General features: G+C 75.2%; 21 protein-coding genes. 8 read left to right on the forward strand and 13 right to left on the reverse strand.

Going from position 1 to position 17,672, the window contains the following annotated elements:
• The first annotated feature begins 79 nt into the window (after positions 1-79).
• The gene (locus tag J7W19_RS31905) at positions 80-1,063 is read left to right on the forward strand and encodes an LppY/LpqO family protein (protein ID WP_004943414.1); all 984 of its coding nucleotides are present in this window, start codon (positions 80-82) and stop codon (positions 1,061-1,063) included.
• 21 nt (positions 1,064-1,084) lie between these two features.
• On the opposite strand, the gene J7W19_RS31910 is transcribed toward J7W19_RS31905, so the two are convergent.
• Positions 1,085-1,588, reverse strand: a complete 504-nt coding sequence (locus J7W19_RS31910) for a metallophosphoesterase family protein (protein ID WP_004943412.1) — start codon at positions 1,586-1,588, stop codon at positions 1,085-1,087.
• A gap of 118 nt (positions 1,589-1,706) precedes the next feature.
• Here J7W19_RS31910 and J7W19_RS31915 point away from each other — a divergent pair, with 118 nt between their 5' ends.
• Positions 1,707-1,967 carry a DUF6332 family protein gene (locus J7W19_RS31915; RefSeq protein ID WP_004943408.1) on the forward strand — a complete coding sequence of 87 codons (261 nt, stop codon included), beginning with the start codon at positions 1,707-1,709 and terminating at the stop codon, positions 1,965-1,967.
• Positions 1,968-2,030: 63 nt separating this feature from the next.
• Here the strand turns inward: J7W19_RS31915 and J7W19_RS31920 are convergent, their stop codons facing one another.
• From J7W19_RS31920 to lanL, 5 genes are all read right to left on the reverse strand, one after another.
• Entirely contained in the window at positions 2,031-2,942 is a 912-nt protein-coding gene (locus tag J7W19_RS31920) for a glycoside hydrolase family 19 protein (RefSeq protein WP_040889390.1), read from the reverse strand.
• Between the two features lie 355 nt (positions 2,943-3,297).
• Entirely contained in the window at positions 3,298-4,383 is a 1,086-nt protein-coding gene (locus J7W19_RS31925; RefSeq protein WP_004943402.1) for a lanthionine synthetase LanC family protein, read from the reverse strand.
• A 260-nt stretch (positions 4,384-4,643) separates the two neighbouring features.
• Positions 4,644-4,775: a hypothetical protein gene (locus J7W19_RS33580; protein ID WP_260630472.1), complete on the reverse strand. Its 132-nt coding sequence runs from the start codon at positions 4,773-4,775 to the stop codon at positions 4,644-4,646.
• Positions 4,776-4,807: 32 nt separating this feature from the next.
• Positions 4,808-4,963, reverse strand: a complete 156-nt coding sequence (locus tag J7W19_RS31930; protein WP_158688768.1) for a hypothetical protein — start codon at positions 4,961-4,963, stop codon at positions 4,808-4,810.
• 44 nt (positions 4,964-5,007) lie between these two features.
• The gene (gene lanL / locus J7W19_RS31935) at positions 5,008-7,791 is read right to left on the reverse strand and encodes a class IV lanthionine synthetase LanL (RefSeq protein WP_004943399.1); all 2,784 of its coding nucleotides are present in this window, start codon (positions 7,789-7,791) and stop codon (positions 5,008-5,010) included.
• 281 nt (positions 7,792-8,072) lie between these two features.
• On the opposite strand from lanL, the gene J7W19_RS31940 reads away from it, so the two are divergent.
• Entirely contained in the window at positions 8,073-8,957 is an 885-nt protein-coding gene (locus J7W19_RS31940; RefSeq protein ID WP_004943396.1) for a chitosanase, read from the forward strand.
• Positions 8,958-9,022: 65 nt separating this feature from the next.
• On the opposite strand, the gene J7W19_RS31945 is transcribed toward J7W19_RS31940, so the two are convergent.
• Both J7W19_RS31945 and J7W19_RS31950 read right to left on the reverse strand, forming a co-directional pair.
• Positions 9,023-9,370 (reverse strand): hypothetical protein, encoded by a 348-nt coding sequence (locus tag J7W19_RS31945; RefSeq protein ID WP_152264701.1) that lies wholly within the window; start codon positions 9,368-9,370, stop codon positions 9,023-9,025.
• A 221-nt stretch (positions 9,371-9,591) separates the two neighbouring features.
• On the reverse strand, positions 9,592-10,500 hold the full coding sequence (locus tag J7W19_RS31950; RefSeq protein WP_004943388.1) for a LysR family transcriptional regulator: 909 nt from the start codon (positions 10,498-10,500) through the stop codon (positions 9,592-9,594).
• 101 nt (positions 10,501-10,601) lie between these two features.
• Here J7W19_RS31950 and J7W19_RS31955 point away from each other — a divergent pair, with 101 nt between their 5' ends.
• Positions 10,602-10,868, forward strand: coding sequence for a YciI family protein (locus J7W19_RS31955; RefSeq protein WP_040889382.1), 267 nt, complete (start codon positions 10,602-10,604; stop codon positions 10,866-10,868).
• 72 nt (positions 10,869-10,940) lie between these two features.
• Here J7W19_RS31955 and J7W19_RS31960 read toward each other — a convergent pair whose 3' ends face one another.
• Both J7W19_RS31960 and J7W19_RS31965 read right to left on the reverse strand, forming a co-directional pair.
• A complete protein-coding gene (locus tag J7W19_RS31960) occupies positions 10,941-11,300 on the reverse strand; it encodes an SH3 domain-containing protein (RefSeq protein WP_004943382.1) in 360 nt (119 codons plus the stop codon).
• A gap of 132 nt (positions 11,301-11,432) precedes the next feature.
• Positions 11,433-11,972 carry a hypothetical protein gene (locus J7W19_RS31965; RefSeq protein WP_004943378.1) on the reverse strand — a complete coding sequence of 180 codons (540 nt, stop codon included), beginning with the start codon at positions 11,970-11,972 and terminating at the stop codon, positions 11,433-11,435.
• A 213-nt stretch (positions 11,973-12,185) separates the two neighbouring features.
• Here J7W19_RS31965 and J7W19_RS31970 point away from each other — a divergent pair, with 213 nt between their 5' ends.
• On the forward strand, positions 12,186-12,701 hold the full coding sequence (locus tag J7W19_RS31970; protein ID WP_004943375.1) for an EF-hand domain-containing protein: 516 nt from the start codon (positions 12,186-12,188) through the stop codon (positions 12,699-12,701).
• Between the two features lie 35 nt (positions 12,702-12,736).
• Here J7W19_RS31970 and J7W19_RS31975 read toward each other — a convergent pair whose 3' ends face one another.
• Together J7W19_RS31975 and J7W19_RS31980 are read right to left on the reverse strand one after the other, a co-directional pair.
• Positions 12,737-13,072: a hypothetical protein gene (locus J7W19_RS31975; RefSeq protein ID WP_004943371.1), complete on the reverse strand. Its 336-nt coding sequence runs from the start codon at positions 13,070-13,072 to the stop codon at positions 12,737-12,739.
• Positions 13,073-13,276: 204 nt separating this feature from the next.
• Positions 13,277-14,068: a FadR/GntR family transcriptional regulator gene (locus J7W19_RS31980; RefSeq protein ID WP_004948536.1), complete on the reverse strand. Its 792-nt coding sequence runs from the start codon at positions 14,066-14,068 to the stop codon at positions 13,277-13,279.
• A 114-nt stretch (positions 14,069-14,182) separates the two neighbouring features.
• Between J7W19_RS31980 and J7W19_RS31985 the strand changes: the two genes are divergently transcribed.
• From J7W19_RS31985 to J7W19_RS31995, 3 genes are all read left to right on the forward strand, one after another.
• Entirely contained in the window at positions 14,183-14,662 is a 480-nt protein-coding gene (locus J7W19_RS31985; RefSeq protein WP_004948538.1) for a flavin reductase family protein, read from the forward strand.
• Positions 14,663-14,682: 20 nt separating this feature from the next.
• Complete coding sequence (locus J7W19_RS31990) at positions 14,683-15,900, forward strand: acyl-CoA dehydrogenase family protein (protein WP_004948542.1); 1,218 nt, start codon at positions 14,683-14,685, stop codon at positions 15,898-15,900.
• Positions 15,901-16,015: 115 nt separating this feature from the next.
• The gene (locus J7W19_RS31995) at positions 16,016-16,618 is read left to right on the forward strand and encodes a flavodoxin family protein (protein WP_004948544.1); all 603 of its coding nucleotides are present in this window, start codon (positions 16,016-16,018) and stop codon (positions 16,616-16,618) included.
• Positions 16,619-16,646: 28 nt separating this feature from the next.
• On the opposite strand, the gene J7W19_RS32000 is transcribed toward J7W19_RS31995, so the two are convergent.
• Positions 16,647-17,510, reverse strand: coding sequence for a UbiA family prenyltransferase (locus J7W19_RS32000; protein WP_040890887.1), 864 nt, complete (start codon positions 17,508-17,510; stop codon positions 16,647-16,649).
• Positions 17,511-17,672: the final 162 nt, after the last annotated feature.

Here is a 17,672-nt window from a genome sequence, read left to right on the forward strand (position 1 = left end):
CCCGGACGGGCGCTCCCGTATCGCCGCCCCGAACGTCCCGGTGTGGGATGAGAGAACGGCAACCGGAGCGGAGGCGTTCATGCGAGACGGCCGACTGTACGGCGCGGACAAGGGAAGGCGGAGGGCGGCGCGGCGGTCCCTGGTGGCCGGGATCGCGCTGCTCTCCGTGCTGTTCACGGCCGGGGCCGCGCGGCCCGGCGACGCCCACCACGCGGGGCGGATCGAGCCGTCGGTCACCCGGGAGTCCGACTGGCGGGACGTGGCGACGGCGCTGGGGCACCAGGGCGTCCTCGTCGACCGCCGGGCCTACGGGATCGGGTTCCCCCGGGCCGACCTCGACGTGGTCAGCAAGGGCCACCACGTCAAGGCCATCGGGTCGTTCGTCTCGTTCATCCGCTACCCGGACCGGCAGACCATGATGATGGGCGAGCTGGCGGTGACCGAACGGGAAGTGCGGAAGGTGCTCGACGTCCTGAACGCCCACGGCTTCGCGCAGACGTCCCTGCACAAGCATCTGCCCACCCACAGCCCGGCGCTCTGGTGGGTGCACTTCCACGCCATGGGCACCAAGCCGCTGACCCTGGCCCGGGGGCTCAGGGCGGCGCTGGACGCCACCGGCACCCCCGCCGTCTCCGGCACCCCCAGAAAAGTCGCGCTGGACCTGGACCAGCCCGCCGTCGACAAGGCGCTCGGCGCCAGAGGGCGCGCACAGGGCCGGGTCTACAAGGTCACCTTCGCCCGCAAGGAGACCGTCGCCGACCACGGCCGGGTCCTGCCCCGGATGACCGGCGCCACCTCGGCGTTGATCTTCCAGCCCGTCGGCCGGGGCAAGGTGCTCCTCAACGGGGACATCGCCGTCGTCGCCAAGGAGGCCCCGGCCACCATGAAGGCGCTCCGGCGCGGCGGCGTGGACATCATCTCCTTCCACAGCCACATGCTCACCGACGAGCCCCGGCTGTTCTTCCTGCACCTCTGGGCCGTCGGCGACCCGGTCCGCATCGCCAAGAACCTCCGCGGCGCCATCCGCCACACCAACGCCGCGGCCACCGCGACGGTGTCCTGACGGACGAGGGGGCGCACGCCGTCACACCCGCCGGGGCAGCGCGTGCAGCCGTACGCCGGTGAGCCGGCCCTCGGCCACACGGGCCGTCATGTACGTGCAGTGCGGCTGCCGGCGCCGGTCCGTGGGGGAGCCGGGGTTGAGCAGCCGCAGCCGGCCGTCGGCCGTCGAGTCCCAGGGGACGTGGCTGTGGCCGAAGACCAGCACGTCCAGCTCGGGGAAGCGCTCCGCACAGCGCCGTTCACGCCCCTGCGCCGCGCCGGTCTCGTGCACGACGCCGAACCGCAGCCCGCCGAGTTCCGCGTACGCCACCTCCGGCAGCCGGGACCGCAGTTCGGGACCGTCGTTGTTGCCGTACACGGCGAGCAGCCGCCGCGACCGCTCCTCCAGCAGGTCCAGCGTGGCCGCGTCCACCCAGTCGCCCGCGTGGATCACCACGTCGGCCCGTGGTACGCGGTCGAGCAGCTCCGGCGGCAGGGCCTTGGCCCGCTTCGGCAGGTGGGTGTCGGACATCAGCAGCAGCTCCACCCGGCCGACGCTAGCCCGGCCGCCGCCCCACCGGCGGCAGCCCGACCCGCCGTGTTCCGGCCACGTTCGGCCGGAAGCGACCGTCCGCGCCCCCCGCCGGTGATGAGAGGCTGGGCGGATGGGGAGCGGAACACGGAGTCAGGCGGAGCGGGACGCCGTCACCGTCGAGATCGGGTACGCGCTGCTGAGCGCGTGCTTCGTGGGGTTCGTGGTGTTCGCGGCGGTCGCCGGGCCGACGCTCGTATGGGACCTGCCGACGGCGGTCGGGAAGGCGCTGGTGATCGCCGGGACGGTGCTGGGGTCCGTCCTCGGGGTGGTGCGCGTCGTCCGCGTGCTGTGGCGGTTCGCCGGGGCGCCGGCCGGCCCCGGGGACGGCTGAGGCGTACGGACGTGGGGGCGCGGGTGCCCGGAGCGCCACGGACCGTCCCGCGCCCCCGCGGGCTCAGCAGTACAGGTCGCCGCCCGGCGCCACGCCGAGGATCTGGGCGAACTTGCGGTAGCTGTCCACCCGGTGCTGCACCTGGGCGGGGTTCCGGCCGTCGCACTCGGCGGCCCCGTTGATGCTGCGGATCGTCTGGCCGAAGCCGCGGCCGTTGACCATGGCGTCGTGCGGCGTCATGGTGCCCGGGCCGCGCTGGGTGTTCCAGTACCAGAGCGCCGTCTTCCAGGCGACGGACGCGTCGTTCTGCACCAGCCACGGGTTCTTCAGCAGGTCCAGGCCGAGGGCGTCGCCGGCCGCCTTGTAGTTGGTGTTCCAGCTGAGCTGGAGGGGCCCGCGCCCGTAGTAGGCGGCCTGGCCCGCCGGACAGCCGTAGGGCTGCCTCCAGTCGCAGTACGTCGGGTAGTTGGCGGTGTTCTGCTCCACGATGTGCACCAGGCCGCCGGTCTCGTGGTCGACGTTGGCGAGGAAGGCCGCGGCCTCCTGCCGGCGGACCGTGTCGCTGCCCGTGCCGGCGAAGCCCGGGTATGCCTTGAGCGCCGCGACCAGGCCGCTGTACGTGTAGAAGCCGTTCCGGTTCGGGAACATCTGCTGGAACTGCGCCTCGCTCACGACGAACCCGCCCGGCTGCGGATTCCCGCCCGAGCAGGTGTACGGGTCCCAGTACCAGGTGCTGATCAGCGGGTCGTACCCCGGGTTGTCATGCTCCGCGATGTAGTACTTGCCGTCCGTGTAGCGGACGACCGTTCCGGCGGGATACCAGGTGCCCGCCGTCCAGTTGGGCGCGTTGTCGCAGGTGCCCGCGGTACGCGCGGTGGGCGCGGCCGGTGCGGCGGAGGCCGACGGGGCGGCGACGGCCAGCCCCGTCGCGGCGACGACGGCCGTCAGCAGTGCGGCTAAGCGGTGTCTCACGATCACGGGAACTCCTGGGGTCGGAGGGGCGGATGACCCGACTGCGGCGGGTACGGCGGGCGCGGTCAGGGCGCACGGCGGTCGGACGGCAGGGCTTCCGGGGCGGGCACGGGACGAGCGCCGTCCGCGGAAGCCGCCGGGGAAGGGGTGCCGTGACACGGAAACGGCGTCACACGCATGCGTTTCCGTCCCGCCACATGACCGGCTGCTCGCACCGGGCAGTGAACAGCCTTCGTTGAAAACTTGTCAACGCACTGCCGCACCGGGTCGCGAAATCAGGCCACAACGGAAACGGGCCGCACTATCGGACGGAGGGCATGTCACTGTTCTTTTCCGGCCGTTCGCCCGGACGGTCGTGTCACGCGAGGAGGAGCGCCCGGTCCCACCGTGGCGCGACGTCCGTGGCCGCGCCCAGGAGGGCGAGCGCCACCCCGGCGGCGCCGTCGAGGAAACCGGGGCCGCCGCCGGAGGGGAGCGGACCGGCCGCCAGGCGGGCGGCGGCCGTGGTGAGTTCGGGGTCGCCCGTGTCGTGGGCGAAGCGCGCGGTGATGTGGAGGAGCCCGGTCACGCCGTGGCAGAGGCCGGGGTCGCCGTCGACGCGCCGCCGTCCGGGAGGGCACCGGAGAGCGGCCTTCAGCGCCCGTACCGCGAGACCGCGCAGCTCCTCGTCGTCCAGTGCCGTACCCGCCAGCCACAGGGCGCGGGCGGTGCCCGGGCCGCCCCGGCACCACGAGGCGCGCAGCGGCCGGCCGGTGTCCGGGCCGGTCCAGTGCGGGCCCCAGGCGTCGTCGGCACGGCCGGCGACGAGTGCCGCGGCCAGCCGGACGACCGCCTCGCGCTGGCCCGGAACGGCGACTTCCGCCGCGAGGGCGAGCGCGAGAAGGGCGAGCGGACCGGCGGTCCCGTGCGCCATCCCGGGGTCGGGCCGCTCGGGGAAACGCGTCCGGGTCAGGGCGGTGAGCACCGTCCGCAGCGCTTCCGCCGCCGCCGGGTCGTCCCGGCGGCACAGCAGGTACGCGCCCGCGCCCGTCAGGCCCGCGACGAGGTCGACGTCCCGGGACGAGTACGGGGTGCCGGCCGCCCGCCGGGCCCGCGCGGTCGCCTCGTCGACGACCCGGCGGTGCGGCGCCTGGTCGCCGTGCGACAGCGACCAAGCGGCGAAGGCCAGTCCCGCCGCCCCGCCGAAGAGGCCCGAAGAAGCGCCGAGCCGCGCGTAACCCCGCAGCGCCGCGGCCAGATAGCCCTCGGCGAGGGCGCCGTACCCCCGCCCGGGCAGGGCGCGGTCGAGCCAGTGGTACGCGAGGGCCGGCCCCGCGCCGCCGTCGGCCAGGTCGGGCCGGACGCAACGGGGCACACGGTGCGGCCGCGCGGCGGCGACGAGCCGGTCGAGAACGGCGGCGCGGTCGCGGGCGGGAAGCACGGGGGCCCATCCCGCGTCGGTCACGGGGCGCCTCCGTTCGGGTCGCGAGGGCCGGGGCGTCGGGCGGTGAGACGGTGGTCCGGTCCGATGGTGCAGTGCCCATGCCGTGGCGTTCACCTGAAGCTTCGTGCGGCGAGGGCGGTGCCGTGGGTGCCGTCCCGCGTCGGGGACGTGGCGTGTCTCCGCCCCGGGCGCGTGGGACGTGCGCTACCGGCCCGGCCGCGGCCGGGGTTCCGCGCGGGCGGCCCGACGGCGCGGCCGGCCGCGCGGAACCGGCGATCGGCTTACGGCGGACAGCGCGGCGGGTCCGTGCACTGGCCACTCGTGTGATCCGTGTCGCAGCACATGACCGGTTCCAGCGCCTGCTCATCCGTCTCGGGCAGTTCCTGGAGTTCCAGAACGGCGTCCTCCATCATCCTCACCTCCCTTCACCGCGGCCCACGGGCACTCAGAAGAGCGGGCAGCGCGGGGGATCCGTGATGTCCCAGCTCGTCTCGGCGGTGTCGCAGCACATCCACGGCTCCCGCGCCGGAGCCTCCGCCTCGGGCAGTTCCTGCAGCGCGAGGACGTTCTCGTCCACGGCCGCCCCCCTTCTCTCCGGCACGGGGTCACTCCTGGCAGCGGGGTGTGTCCGTGCAGCAGTCGGTGTCACAGCGGCTGGTCGTCAGGCTGACCTGGCAGTGCAGGGCCGGCTCCAGCCGCTGGCCGTCGGTCTCCGGCAGCTCCTGCAACCGGAGCACCAGTTCCTCCATGTCCGTCACCTCCTCGGGGTCCGCCCGGCCCGTCGTCCACCATCCAGGGGCGCCCGCCCCCGTGCGCCAGCCGCAGCAGCAGGTCCAGGGCACCGGCCAGACCGACCTGGTAGCTCACGCAGAACTCGCGCAGCGTGTCGTCGGGGACGAGCAGCCGCCCGTCCCGCCGCGCCGCCCGCGCGGACAGGCAGAAGGCGGCCTCCGCGGCCCGGGCGCGGTAGCCGGCGTCACCGGTCAGTTCGGCGACGTCCAGCAGGAACTGGGCGTTCCCGGCCACGCCGTGGCACGCGCCGGTGCCGACCCGCCAGCGGTCCGCGTACACCGCCCGCGCCGCCCGCTCGGCGTACTCCCGGAACAGCGGCTCACCGGTCGCCCGCCACAGGCGGACCAGCGTCGTGCCGATGCCGGAGGCGCCGTTGCACCAGAAGTCGAGGCCCATCCGCTCCGTACGGCCCGGCCCCTTCGGCCACACGGCGATGTCGCCCCGGCGCTCCGCCACCGCGCACAGGGCGTACCCGCCGCCGGCCGCGACGTCGACGAGTTCCGGCCGGCCGAGGTCGCGGCCCGCCGCCAGCAGGAACGCGGCGTTCCCGGCCACCCCGTGGGCGAAGCCGTACAGGGCGGAGCCCGCGAGCTCCCGCCGGTGCTCCGGGCCGAGCGGCCAGTCCACCCCGCCGTCGGCCGCGGCGGTACGGCGGAGCACGTTGTCCGCGCACCGCGCCGCCCGCTCGGCGAAGCGGGGGTCGCCGGTGGCGTGCCACAGGTGCAGCTGGGCCAGCCCGGCGCCGGCGAGGCCGTGGCAGACGTCCGGGTTGTCCCACTCCAGCGGGATGCGCAGGGCGAACGCGCGGGCGCGTGCGGACAGTTCGGGGTCGTCGAGGGTCAGCGCCGCGTCGTGCAGCGCCCACGCCGTGCCCGAGCGGCCGAAGTAGAGCCCCGGCAGGACGCGGCCGGGCAGCGCGAGCCGGGTGGCGATCCAGTCGGCCGCCGTGCGCAGCAGCGGTACGAGCCCGGGCGCCCGGCCGGTGCGCACCGCCCGGTCGAGGAGGGCCAGGACGCCCGCCGCGCCCTGCTGGACGTTGCACGGGTCGCCCTCGGGCAGCGAGCGCGGGCGGGGCCAGAGATGCACCTCATGAGGTGTCACCGTCGCGGCGATGTGGGCCAGCCCGTCGTCCAGCAGCCGGTCGAGCGCCGCCCCCTCCAGGGCGGGGCGGGTGGCCTCCGGCGCCTCCTCGGCCCCCTCCGCGTCGAGGAACGCGGCGGCCCACTCCGGCGTCCGGCGGCCGGCCGCCTCGGCGGTGAGGCCGAGGACGAGCGGGGCGAGCGCGCGCAGCGCGGGGCGGTCGGTCGCCGCCGCCCGGATCAGCACGGCGAGCCGGTCGCCGGCGGGCCGGGCGGGCGCGGTGTCCGGCGCGAGCAGCGGGTTGATCCCGGTGACGGCGTGCAGCAGGGTGGTGCCCAGGCCGAAGCAGTCCACCTCCGGGCCGGGCACGGGCACGGTCCCGGTCAGGGAGAGGTACTCGGGTGCGGTGAAGCCCTGGGTGCCCGCCACGTGGGCCGTGCCCCCGGCGCGGACCGCGCACTCCAGGTCGACGAGGACGGGCGTGCCGTCGGGCCGGATCACGACGTTGGTCGGTTTGAGGTCGCGGAGGACGAAGCCGGCCGTGTGCGCGGCGCGGACCAGGCGGGTCAGGTCGCGGGCGAGCCGCCACGCCGTGCCGGCCGGCAGCCGTCCTCCGTTCCGCGACGCCTCGTCCGTCGACCACCGGTGCAGGTTCTCGCCGTCGACCAGGTCCTCGGCCAGGAACACGTGGTCGCCGGCCGTGAAGAGGCCGCGGGGCGCCGGGGCGATCCCGAGCGGCGCCAGCCGGGCCAGCACCTCGGCCTCGTAGCGCAGCCAGTCGCGGGCGTCCGTCCCGCCGGGGCGGGCGCCGACGTGGGCGCGGGCCTCCTTCAGCAGGACGTCGTCACCGGTCCGCCGGTCCAGGGCGCGGTAGACGCCGCCGCGGTTGGAGTGGCGGACCGCCTCGCGGACGAGGTAGCGGCCGGCGAGGAGCACGGGGTCGCCGCGCCCGCGGGAGCCGGCCGGCCGGGCGGGCGGGTCGAAGGGCGGCCGGGCCCAGGCCGGCGGCGAGAACCACGCGTTGCGTTCGTCGGGGACCAGCGTGCCGTCCGGGGCCCGCAGCCGTCCCCGGTAGAAGCCCTCGTCGTCGAGTTCGCGGGGCGGCGCGAAACAGCCGAACCGGTAGTGCACCAGGCTGCCCGGCCGGTACCGCCGGTCGGACAGGATCGCCGGCCCGGCCAGTCCGAGTGTGGCCCGGTGCAGTTCCTCGGCGAGCGCGCGCGTCCGCCCGTCGTCGTCCGGATAGGCGGTGAGGAACTTGCCGGAGTGCTCGCGCGGCGCCCTGACGGAGGTGAGGTCGGCGGTGATCCGCGGTGACACCGCGAACTTGAACGCGCACCCGTGCGCCACCAGGATGCCCGCCGCCGCCTCCAGGACCCGGGGGGCGGACTCGACGGTCGCCGGCAGGTGCAGCTTCCAGCCCTGCCGCCGCGACCGGTGCCCCACCGGCCGCACCATGCACCACGTCTCACCGTCCCGCAGCGTCCACCCGGACCGTCCGGCCCCGAGGACCCGCAGGACGACCGCCTGATAGCTCGCCTGGAGGCGCACCGTCACACGGCGAGAGTGGCACGGCGGCCCGTCGCGGTCGAGACCCGTGCCGGGACGGTCTTGTGCGGGTGCCTCCGTCCCGCCGGCCACCACCAGCCGCCGCACGTGGGGGAGTTGGCCGAAAGCAGTCGAACGATGGTGTTTCCACGCGCTTTACGCGCACTTAAGGGGATCGGACCTTGTGGCGGAAGTGACGAAAGCGCTTCAATGCGTCCTGGTTGACCGGGAAAGCCGTACTTCGGCCGCTCGGGCAGCCCTCTGACGTCTCATCGGGAACGGAGATCCGCATGCCGCCGCTGTCGCAGCGCACGACGAAGAAGCTCCCCCTCACCGCCCTCGCCGGGATGACCCTGGCCCTGCCGGCGCTCGTCCTCGGCGGGACGGCCACCGCCTCGGCGGCCTCCAGCCCGGCCGCGGCCCCCGCCCCCGCGTCGTCCCTCCGCATACCGGCGGCGTCCGCGGCCGGGCTGGAGGACCCGCACAAGAAGGACATCGCCATGCGGCTGGTCTGCAGCGCGGAGAACTCCTCGCTCGAGTGGCGCCGCTACTTCGACTACATCGAGCCCTACGACGACGGCCGCGGCTACACCGGCGGCATCATCGGGTTCACCTCGGGCACCGGCGACATGCTCCGGCTGGTCGAGGAGTACACCACGAAGAAGCCCGGCAACCCGCTCGCGCCCTTCCTGCCCGCCCTGCGCAAGGCCAACGGGTCCGACACCCACGCCGGCCTGGGCAAGCCCTTCGAGGAGGCGTGGCACAAGGCCGCCCGGGACAAGGCGTTCCAGGACGCGCAGGAGGATCTGCGCGACCGCATGTATTTCGACCCCGCGGTCAGGCAGGCGAAGGAGGACGGGCTGCGCGCCCTCGGGCAGTTCGTCTACTACGACGCGATCGTGATGCACGGCCCCGGCGACGACAAGGACAGCTTCGGCGGTATCCGCAAGGCCGCCCTCAAGAAGGCCAAGCCGCCGGCGCGGGGTGGGGACGAGAAGGCGTACCTCGACGCGTTCCTCGACGCCCGCAAGAAGGTGATGAAGGCCGAGAAGGCGCACAGCGACACCAGCCGGATCGACACGGCCCAGCGCGTCTTCCTGAACGACGGCAACCTCGACCTGGAGCCGCCGCTCAAGTGGAAGGTGTACGGCGACTCGTACCGCATCGACGAGTAGCGCGTCCGCGGGGTTCCGCGCCCGGGCCCCGGGCGCGGAACCCCGCTCCCGCGCGCCGCCGTCGCTCAACGGCGGTAGTACAGGTGCCAGTAGTAGTCGTAGTCGTCGTGGTGCCGCTTCTCCTTCTTGCAGCGGTAATCGTGCCATTTGTGCTGTTGCTTCCCCTTCTCGCCGGCCTGTTTGCACTCGTGCTCGCTGTCGTACCAGCCGTCCGGCTTCCAGGAGGACGACAACTCCTCCGTGGTCGCCTTGTCGTCGCCCGACGCGCCGCCGGAGTCGCCGCCCGCCGCGCTGCTCGACGCGCTCGGCGGGTCGTCCGGCGGGGCGGCGAAGGCCGCTCCGGCCGTGCCGGCGAACAGCAGCCCCGCGGTGACCACCGCCGCCGGTGCGCGGAGGAATGTCCTCGACTTCACGGGATTCCCCTTCTGCTTCCGCATGTTCGTTCCCAGTTCCCGACCCTCATGGTGGGCCCGGTCCGGGCACCTCAGGAAGCCGCCGCCGCGGGCGTGTTGGGGTGGGGCCTCCCTCGCGTACCGCGCGGGCGGGCGCGAGTCCCACGCGGTGCGAGGAGGGGTGGTCCGCCATGTGGCGCCCTCCGCTTCCGCCGCCCCCGCGCGCGCCGCCGCCCGGCGGTTCACCCGTCGCGGCCGGCCCGCGCTCCGGGGTCCGCGCCGGCCACCGGAGCGGCCCACGGCGTGTGCGCCGCCGCGGCCAGCAGCAGCCGTTCGCGCGGCGGTTCCGGGCCGACCGGGCGCCAGACGAGGTCCGGGTCGCCGAGGGAGCCGGCACGCGTGCGCAGGGCGACCAGGCCGTGGTCGCCGATGAGGCGGTGCCGGAAGAGGGTGTGGCCGCCGTCCGCGTCGATCAGCGTCTCCGGCGTCCATCCGCGCGCGCCCACGTGCGCGAGGACCTCCGCCGCGTAGCCCGGCGCCCGCTCGGAGGGGAACCACAGCAGACGCTGACCCGCCAGGTCGGACCAGGTCAGCTCCGGCCGCTCGGCCAGGGAGTGCCGGGCGTGCAGCAGGACGCCGAGCGGTTCGTCGGCGAGCGTGCGCACGGCCAGGCCGGAGGTGTCGTCGGGCGCGCGCAGGATGCCGAACGCCAGGGAGCCGTCGCGCAGCAGCTCGCCCTGCCGCCCGGAGTCGGCCTGGCGATAGGCGAGCCGCAGCGGCCGGCCGCGCGTCATCACGTCCTCCGCGGCGGCGATGACGGCCTGCGCCACGCCCCGGCACACCCCGACCGCCGCCGTGTCCCGGACGGCGCGCGCGGCGGCGACGGAGGACCGGAGCTCGGCGAAGGCCCGGCCGGCGCCCTCCAGCAGCAGCCGCCCCGCCTCGGTCGGCACCATGCCGTGCGGCAGCCGCCGGAACAGCGGGGTGCCGACGCGGCGTTCCAGCCGCCGGATCTGCTGGCTGAGGCTGGGCTGCGCGATCCGCAGCCGCCGGGCCGCCTCCGTGACGGTCCCGGCCTCGGCGACCGCGGCGACGTACCGCAGGTGCCGCAGCTCGATGCCCGCCAGCCCGTCCCCGTCCGGCTCCTCCACCCCGACACCCCTCCTGATCAGCCGCTATAGGTGCGATCCTATGCCCCACCCCGGGTGATCGGTCTTGGCGCCGGACGGGGCCGGTGGCGCTTACTGGGGACATGTACGTGATCGTGTTTCGCTACCGCGCCCCGCTGGAGAGGATCGACGAACTGAAGGAGGCCCATTACACGAACCCCGACGGCGTCTTCGCCCGGGGCCTGGCACGGCTGGCCGGACCGCTGGAGCCGCGCACGGGCGGGCTGGTCCTGGCCGACGGGGAACGGTCGGAGATCGAGGCCGCCGTGGCCTCCGACCCGTTCGTCACCAGCGGCGCCGCCACCGCCGAGATCCTCCGCTTCCGGCCCGTGTGGACGGCGGAGGGCTGACGCGGAAGGGGGCCCGGCGAACGATCGCCGGACCCCCTCACCCTCGTCTCCGCGCGGGGCGGAGCGCCCGGGTCAGTGACCGCAGAACGGCGGGATGATGTTCTTGTGCGCCACCCAGCCGCGGGTGCCCTTGGCCAGGCCGCCCTTGCTCTTCGACTTCAGCTGCACATAGTCCCAGCCACCGGACTTGCGCAGGATCCGGATCGGGTCCCCGAAGTAGAGCTGGCCCTTGACCGCCCCCGACGTGCTCGCCTTGCTCCGCAGGCGGGTGCCGTCGGTGTAGATCATGGCGTTGTCCTCGTGGCACTCCTTGGCCGCCACGGTGGCGGCCCGCGGAGCGGCGGCCGGGGCGGCGGCCTGCGCCGGGGCGGCCAGGGCCCCGGCGGTGCCGATCAGGGCGGCCGTGGTGAGTGCGAGGGATATACGACGCACGGATCCTCCGGAAGTGGTACTCGTTCGATGCGGCGGACGCCGCGCGAACACCCTAAGAGGCGAGAGGGCCCGTTCCGCTTACGATCTTGTCACGTCCCTGCCACAAGTCGAACGCCCCGCGGCGGGCGGAGGCTACGGCAGGATCTCCAGCTGCACCGCGCTCACCGTGCCCCGCAGGCCGGTGGCCAGGCAGTCCGTGGGGAGTTGGCGGGACGTCGCGGTCACCGTGCGGCGGACCTGACGGCCTGTGCCACGGCCCTCCACCACCCGGCCCGACTGCTCGGTGGTCACGGTGCCCGCGACGCGGGCGACGGTGGCGCTGTCGATGACGATCCGGGAACGGGCGCCGTCGGCGTAGCGGACCGTCTCGGTGCCGCTCGCGAAGGTGACGGAGACACAGGACGCCGAGGGCGAGGACGAGGTGAAGGAGCTCGTGGCGGGAAGGGTGCGGCCGGGGGCGGTGGTGCAGGAGTAACGCACCTTCGCCTCGTTGCGCGTCGGCCGGGGCTGGAGGGTGAGCGGTGGGTCGTAGCGGCTGGTGGCGTCGCCGGTGCAGGTGACGGATCCGTCGCCGGCCGCCTCGCCGGCCCGGCTCGCCGGCGCCACCACGCATGAGGAGACCACCAGCACCAGAGAACCCAGTGCGACCGCCGTACCCCGCCCACCGAACACGCGTCCTCCCAGACGTCCCGTTCCGCTCCAGGTGTTCCACCTACCCGCGGCCGTACCCTCCGCCCCGGGCGCTCCGGTGTGCGGCACCGCGCCCGCCTGCCCCGCCGCGCCGTCGCCCGCGCCCCTCCTCCCGGCGGATGCTTGGCGTCCGGTCCGCGTCGGGTAGGTCGTGCCGGACGGACGACCGGTGTGACAACAGCAAGAGGAGACCCAGTGAGCCCTACGATCACCACCGCCGCGGCGACGGCGCGGGCGCGCGTGTTCGCCATGATGGACGCCGACGACGACCGGGTCGTCACGCGGCACGACTACCTCTCCCGCATCGACCGGACCGTACGCGCCACGGGACGCACGGAAGACGACCCGCTCGTCGTCGCGGCCCGCGCGGAGGGCGCCCGGGCATGGGGCGCGATGGACGCCGACGGCGACGGGCGGCTGACGTACGACGAGTACGAGGCGTGGGTGGACGCCGAGAAGTTCGACACCGTCTGCCGGTTCGCCCTCGGGGCGCTCTTCGACCTCGCCGACGCGGACGCGGACGGCGCCCTGGACGCACGGGAGTTCACTCTCCTGCGCACCGCGCTGAACAATCCCTCCGGCAACGCCGCCGCCGCGTTCGACGCGCTGGACACCGACCGCGACGGCCGCGTGAGCCGCGCGGCGTACCTCGCCGCGATCCGCGCCTACGTCGTCGGCGAGGACTCCCCGATGGGCGAGGTCCTGTACTAGAAATCCTGTAGGGGGCGCCGGGACGGCACGGCGGCCTACGGCCGGACGCCGCCGAACGCCCGCCGGTTGACGTGCGTCAGCGCGTGCCGGACGCGCAGCTCCGCGAGGCGCCGCAGGGCCGGGGCGCCGTAGAAGGCGCGGAGGAGGTCCGCGTCGAAGGCGTGGGCGCCGTAGAGGTACGGCCGTCCTCCCGCGCCCGCGCAGGTCTCCGGCAGCCGCCGCTGGACCCGCCGGGTCTCGGAGAGCGCGAGGCCGTCGGACCGGGGTGCCGACGCGAAGACGCCGATCCCGTGGTGGACGGACGCGGTGGTCCTGGGCGAGGTGCTCGCGGACGCCGCCGATGATGTGCCGGGCCGCCTGGCCCGGTACAACGCCGAATGCCGCGAACGGACCGCCCGCGTCCAGCTACTGGCCCGGCGGATGGGCGAGGAGCTGTACCACCCGCCGGCGAGGAGGCCCGGGCCCGCAACGCGGTGCCGCGGTCGCTCGGCGAGGACGACCTGTACGCGCGGGTGACCCGGCTGCACGGCGCCCGGGACTTCACGCTGCCGCGGGTGGGCTGAGCACGGCGGGGCTCAGCCCGCCTCGGCCGGGCCGTCGCCCGCACCGGCCCCGCCCCGGCCGTCGTCCCCGTCACCGCCACCGGCCAGGCGCAGGGCCAGGGCGCGGTCGCGGGTGTCGAGAGCGTCGACGAGGGCGGTCCGGCGGTCGAGGCGGGCGCGCAGGGTCCCGGGACCGGCGGCGGCGTCGGCGCGTTCGGCGAGCGGCAGCAGGCCCTCGTACAGCGAGCGCAGCAGGGCGCCCGGGCCGAGCGCGGCGAGGCGGGCGCGCAGCCGCCGGTCGGCCCGGGCGAAGGCGGCGGGGTCGGCGGCGACGGCCGCCTCGGCCAGCGGGACCAGCAGACGCCGCAAGTCGGCGACGTCGGCGGGGGAGGCGTGCCACAGGGCGTCCGCGACGAGCAGCGGGTCCAGGGCGTCGCGGACGCGCAGCGCCTCGTCGGGCCGCTGCCCGTCCAGGGCTTCGGTCCAGGCGTCTCGCCGGGGCCCGGCCGGGGGCGGCTGGGCGGCGAAGAGCCCGCCGCCGGGACCCGGGCGCACGGTGACCAGGCCGCGGGTCTGCAGCAGGCGCAGCGCCTCGTTGAAGGTGCCGACGGAGACCCCGCACTCCGCGCGCAGCTCCTCCTTGGTACCGAGCCGGGCGCCCGGCCGGCTGCGGGCGACGCGGTCGGCGACGCGGTCGGCGGCCGTCTCGGCGCGGGAGGGGGCGGACGGGCGTTCCCAGTCGGCGCGGCAGAGGGCGGGGAGGTCGGCGGCGTCCCGCACGGAGTGCTCGGCGGGCCCGTCCGCGGGGTGGTCGGTGGTCTGCACTGGTCTCCTCGACGCCGACTGAAATGATTATGGCGAATAGTCTCGCACCTCTTGACGCCTTTCGTAAGCCGCATGCATGATCACCATAATCATCATGATGATTTAGGAGAGGTGATGGGACAGCAGGACTTCCGTGAGGCGATGGCCGGCGTCTGCGCGCCGGTGACGATCGTGACGGCCGCCGAGCACGGGACCCCCTACGGGGTCACGGTGAGCGCCTTCGCCTCCCTGTCCCTCCGCCCCCCGATGGTGTCGGTGGCGCTGAACCGGTCGTCCGACGTGCTCCGGCGCATCCTCGCGACCGGGCGGTTCGGCGTGAACGTGCTGAGCGGCGAGCAGGACGGGCCGGCCAGGACCTTCGCCCGCCGGCTGCCCGACCGCTTCGCCGCGTCCGGCGCGCCCTGGACCTACGACCACGGCCTGCCGCGGCTCACCGACGCGCCGGGCTGGCTGGTGTGCGACCTCCGCTCGGCGGTCGAGGGCGGCGACCACCTGCTGCTCCTCGGCGACGTCACCCACGTCCGCACGTCCAAGGCCGCACCCCTCGTCTACGGCCACCGCACCTTCGGCACCCACTCCGCGTTCGCGCGCTGAATCCAGCCAGGAGACCCCTTATGACCACCACGCCTTCCCGGTCCGTACCGTCGGCCGCTTCCCCCGCCCCGACCGGCGCCGAACTCGTCGAACGGGCGGAGGCGCTGCGGCCCCTGCTGCGGGAGCACGCCCCCCGGATCGACGCGGACCGGCGGCTGACCGACGCTGTGGTCGACGAGCTCACCGAGGCCGGGCTGTTCCGGCTGACCGTGCCCCGGCGCTTCGGCGGATACGAGACCGACGTCCGCACCCTGATCGACGTGACGGCCGCGCTGGCCGAGGGCGACGGCTCCACCGGCTGGGTGGTCGCCGTCGTCAACACCTGCAACTGGCTCGCCGCCCTCTTCCCCGAGCAGGCGCAGGAGGACGTCTTCGGCGCCGACCCCGACGCCCGGGTCACCGGCGTCTTCAGCCCCACCGCCACCAGCGACAGGATCGAGGGCGGCTGGCGGGTGTCCGGCCGCTGGTACTACAACTCCGGCGCCCCGCACTCCTCCTGGGCCGTCGTCGGCATACCGCTCACCGACGCCGACGGTGCCGTCACCGACCAGGCCATGGCCCTGGTCCCGCGGTCCGAGCTGCGCTGCGAGGACACCTGGTTCGTCGCCGGGATGCGCGGCACCGCCAGCAACTGCCTGGTCGCCGAGGACGTGTTCGTGCCCGAGCACCGGGTGATGTCCGTGCCGGGCGCCATCGAGGGCGACGTCCCCGCCGACCACGGCCCCACCGGGCTCTTCCGCGTCGCGTTCGCCCCCTTCCTGGCCGTCGGCCTGACGGGCCCGCAGCTCGGCCTCGGCCGGGCCGCGCTGAAGCTGGTCACCGAGAAGGCCGCGACCAAACCGATCGCCTACACCTACTACGGCACCCAGGCGGAGTCGGTCGGCGTGCAGACCCGGGTCGCCGAGGCCGCCATGAGGATCGACACCGCCCACCTGCACGCCCACCGGGCCGCCGCGGACCTCGACACGGCCGCGGCCCGCGGCGCGCAGCTCGACCTCCTGACCAGGGCCCGGGTCCGCGCCGACTCCGGACACGCCGTCGACAACCTGATGTCCGCCCTCAACACCCTGGTCGACGTGCACGGCGCGGGATCCTTCGCGGACGCCAACGCGCTGCAGCGGATCTGGCGGGACGCGAGTGTGGCCGCCCGGCACGCGGCCTCCACCCCGGCGGTGGGCATGGAGATCTACGGCAAGCTGCTGCTCGGCGTCGAGGAGCGGATCACCCCGTTCATCTGAGTTCACCTGAATTCATCCGAGTTCATTCGATCCCGCCCGCACCCGGAGCGCCGCGCGTAGGCCACGCGGACCAGCGCGCGGCGCCCGGGCGCCGCCGTGGGGTAGCCGTGACGAGGTGAGAGCACTCATCGTCAACTGCACTCTGAAGAAATCCCCCGAGCCGTCCAACACCGAGGCGCTGGCCCAGGTCGTCGCCGGGCGGCTCACCGAACTCGGCGTCCGGACCGACCACGTGCGCGCGGTCGACCTCGACATCCGGCCCGGCGTCGGCTCCGACATGGGCGACGGCGACGCCTGGCCCGCCGTCCGGGAGAAGATCCTCGCCGCCGAGATCCTCGTCATGGCCTCCCCGACCTGGCTCGGACGTCCCTCGTCCGTCGCCCAGCGGGTCCTCGAACGGATGGACGCCATGCTGAGCGAGACCGACGACGAGGGGCGCCCGGTGGCGTACAACCGCGTCGCCGGCGTCGTCGTCACCGGCAACGAGGACGGCGCCCACCATGTCATCAGCGAGATCAGTGGCGCCCTCGTCGACATCGGGTACACCGTCCCGGGGCAGTCCTGGACGTACTGGCACCTGGGCCCCGGGCCCGGGCCCGACTACCTGGACGAGTCCAAGGGGCACGAGTGGTCGCACAAGACCGCCCGGGCCATGGCCGCCAACCTGCAGGGCGTCGCCGCGGCGCTGGCCGCCCGGCCGCTCGGCGCGCCGGGCTGAATCCGCGACCGGCCCCCCGCCCTCGGGCTCAGCCCGTCACCCCGCCCTCCGCGAACAGCAGCGCCACGTCCACCCCCGCCACCAGCACCGCCGCCGCGAACGGCGCGCCCGGGCGGCGGGCGGCGAGCGCGGACCCGGCGAGGGCGGCCGTCGCCGCCCCGGCCAGGGCCGCCGCGCCCGTGGCCGAGGGCGGGCCCGGCGGGCCCAGCACCAGGGCGGCGGTGGCCGCCACGAGGACCGCCGGCAGGATCCGCCGGACGGCGGCCCCGCCCAGCCGGTGCGGCAGCCCGCGCACACCGGTCGCGAGGTCGCCGGCGATGTCCGGGAGCGTGTCGGCCAGATGGGCGCCCGCCCCCAGCAGCGCCGCCGCCAGGACGACCCACCAGGCGGGCCACGGCCGCCCGGGCAGGCCCAGGGCGACGAACGCGGGCAGGGAGGCGAAGCCCAGGGCGTACGGGAGCCAGGACCAGACCGTCGCCTTCCACCCGAGGTCGTAGGCCCATGCCGCCGCCACCCCGGCCAGGTGCACGGCCCCGGCGAGCGGACCGACGGCCAGCGACAGCGGTACGCACAGCGCGAGCGCGGTCCACGCCGCCGCCCACACCGTGCGCGGGCGGACCGCCCCCGCCGCGACGGGCTTGCCGCGGCGGCCCAGGGCGGCGTCCCGGGCGGCGTCGAACGCGTCGTTGCACCAGCCGACGGACAGCTGACCGGCCAGCACCGCGCCCGCCACCAGGGCGGATCCGGCCGGGGAGTACCCGGCGGCCACGGCGAGCGCCGTCACCAGCACCGTGACCGCCGCCGTCGGGCCCGGGTGGCAGGACGCCGCCAGGCCCGCGACCGGCCCGCTCCCGCGCGCCCGGTCCGGGGCCCGCACCTCCGTCGCGTCCACCCCGCGATCGTAGAGCGGACCGTCCGCCCGTACGCCGGTCCCACACTCGTCCGGACGGGCGGTCCGCGCCGCCGGAAGCACGCCGGGGAAGGTACCGGGGAACACACGGGGAAGCGGACGAACGGGCGTTCCCGGGCGTCCGCCTCCGCCCCTGAACACCCG

The sequence above is a fragment of the Streptomyces mobaraensis NBRC 13819 = DSM 40847 genome (assembly GCF_017916255.1).
Lineage (GTDB): Bacteria > Actinomycetota > Actinomycetes > Streptomycetales > Streptomycetaceae > Streptomyces > Streptomyces mobaraensis.

Excerpts from the sequence above, each read along its gene's own strand:
- J7W19_RS31955 (WP_040889382.1), top strand. The coding sequence starts at position 10,602 with ATGTACGTGATCGTGTTTCGCTACCGCGCCCCGCTGGAGAGGATCGAC.
- J7W19_RS33580 (WP_260630472.1), bottom strand. The coding sequence starts at position 4,775 with ATGATGGAGGACGCCGTTCTGGAACTCCAGGAACTGCCCGAGACGGAT.
- J7W19_RS31985 (WP_004948538.1), top strand. The coding sequence starts at position 14,183 with ATGGGACAGCAGGACTTCCGTGAGGCGATGGCCGGCGTCTGCGCGCCG.
- J7W19_RS31905 (WP_004943414.1), top strand. The coding sequence starts at position 80 with ATGCGAGACGGCCGACTGTACGGCGCGGACAAGGGAAGGCGGAGGGCG.
- J7W19_RS31940 (WP_004943396.1), top strand. The coding sequence starts at position 8,073 with ATGCCGCCGCTGTCGCAGCGCACGACGAAGAAGCTCCCCCTCACCGCC.
- J7W19_RS31915 (WP_004943408.1), top strand. The coding sequence starts at position 1,707 with ATGGGGAGCGGAACACGGAGTCAGGCGGAGCGGGACGCCGTCACCGTC.
- J7W19_RS31990 (WP_004948542.1), top strand. The coding sequence starts at position 14,683 with ATGACCACCACGCCTTCCCGGTCCGTACCGTCGGCCGCTTCCCCCGCC.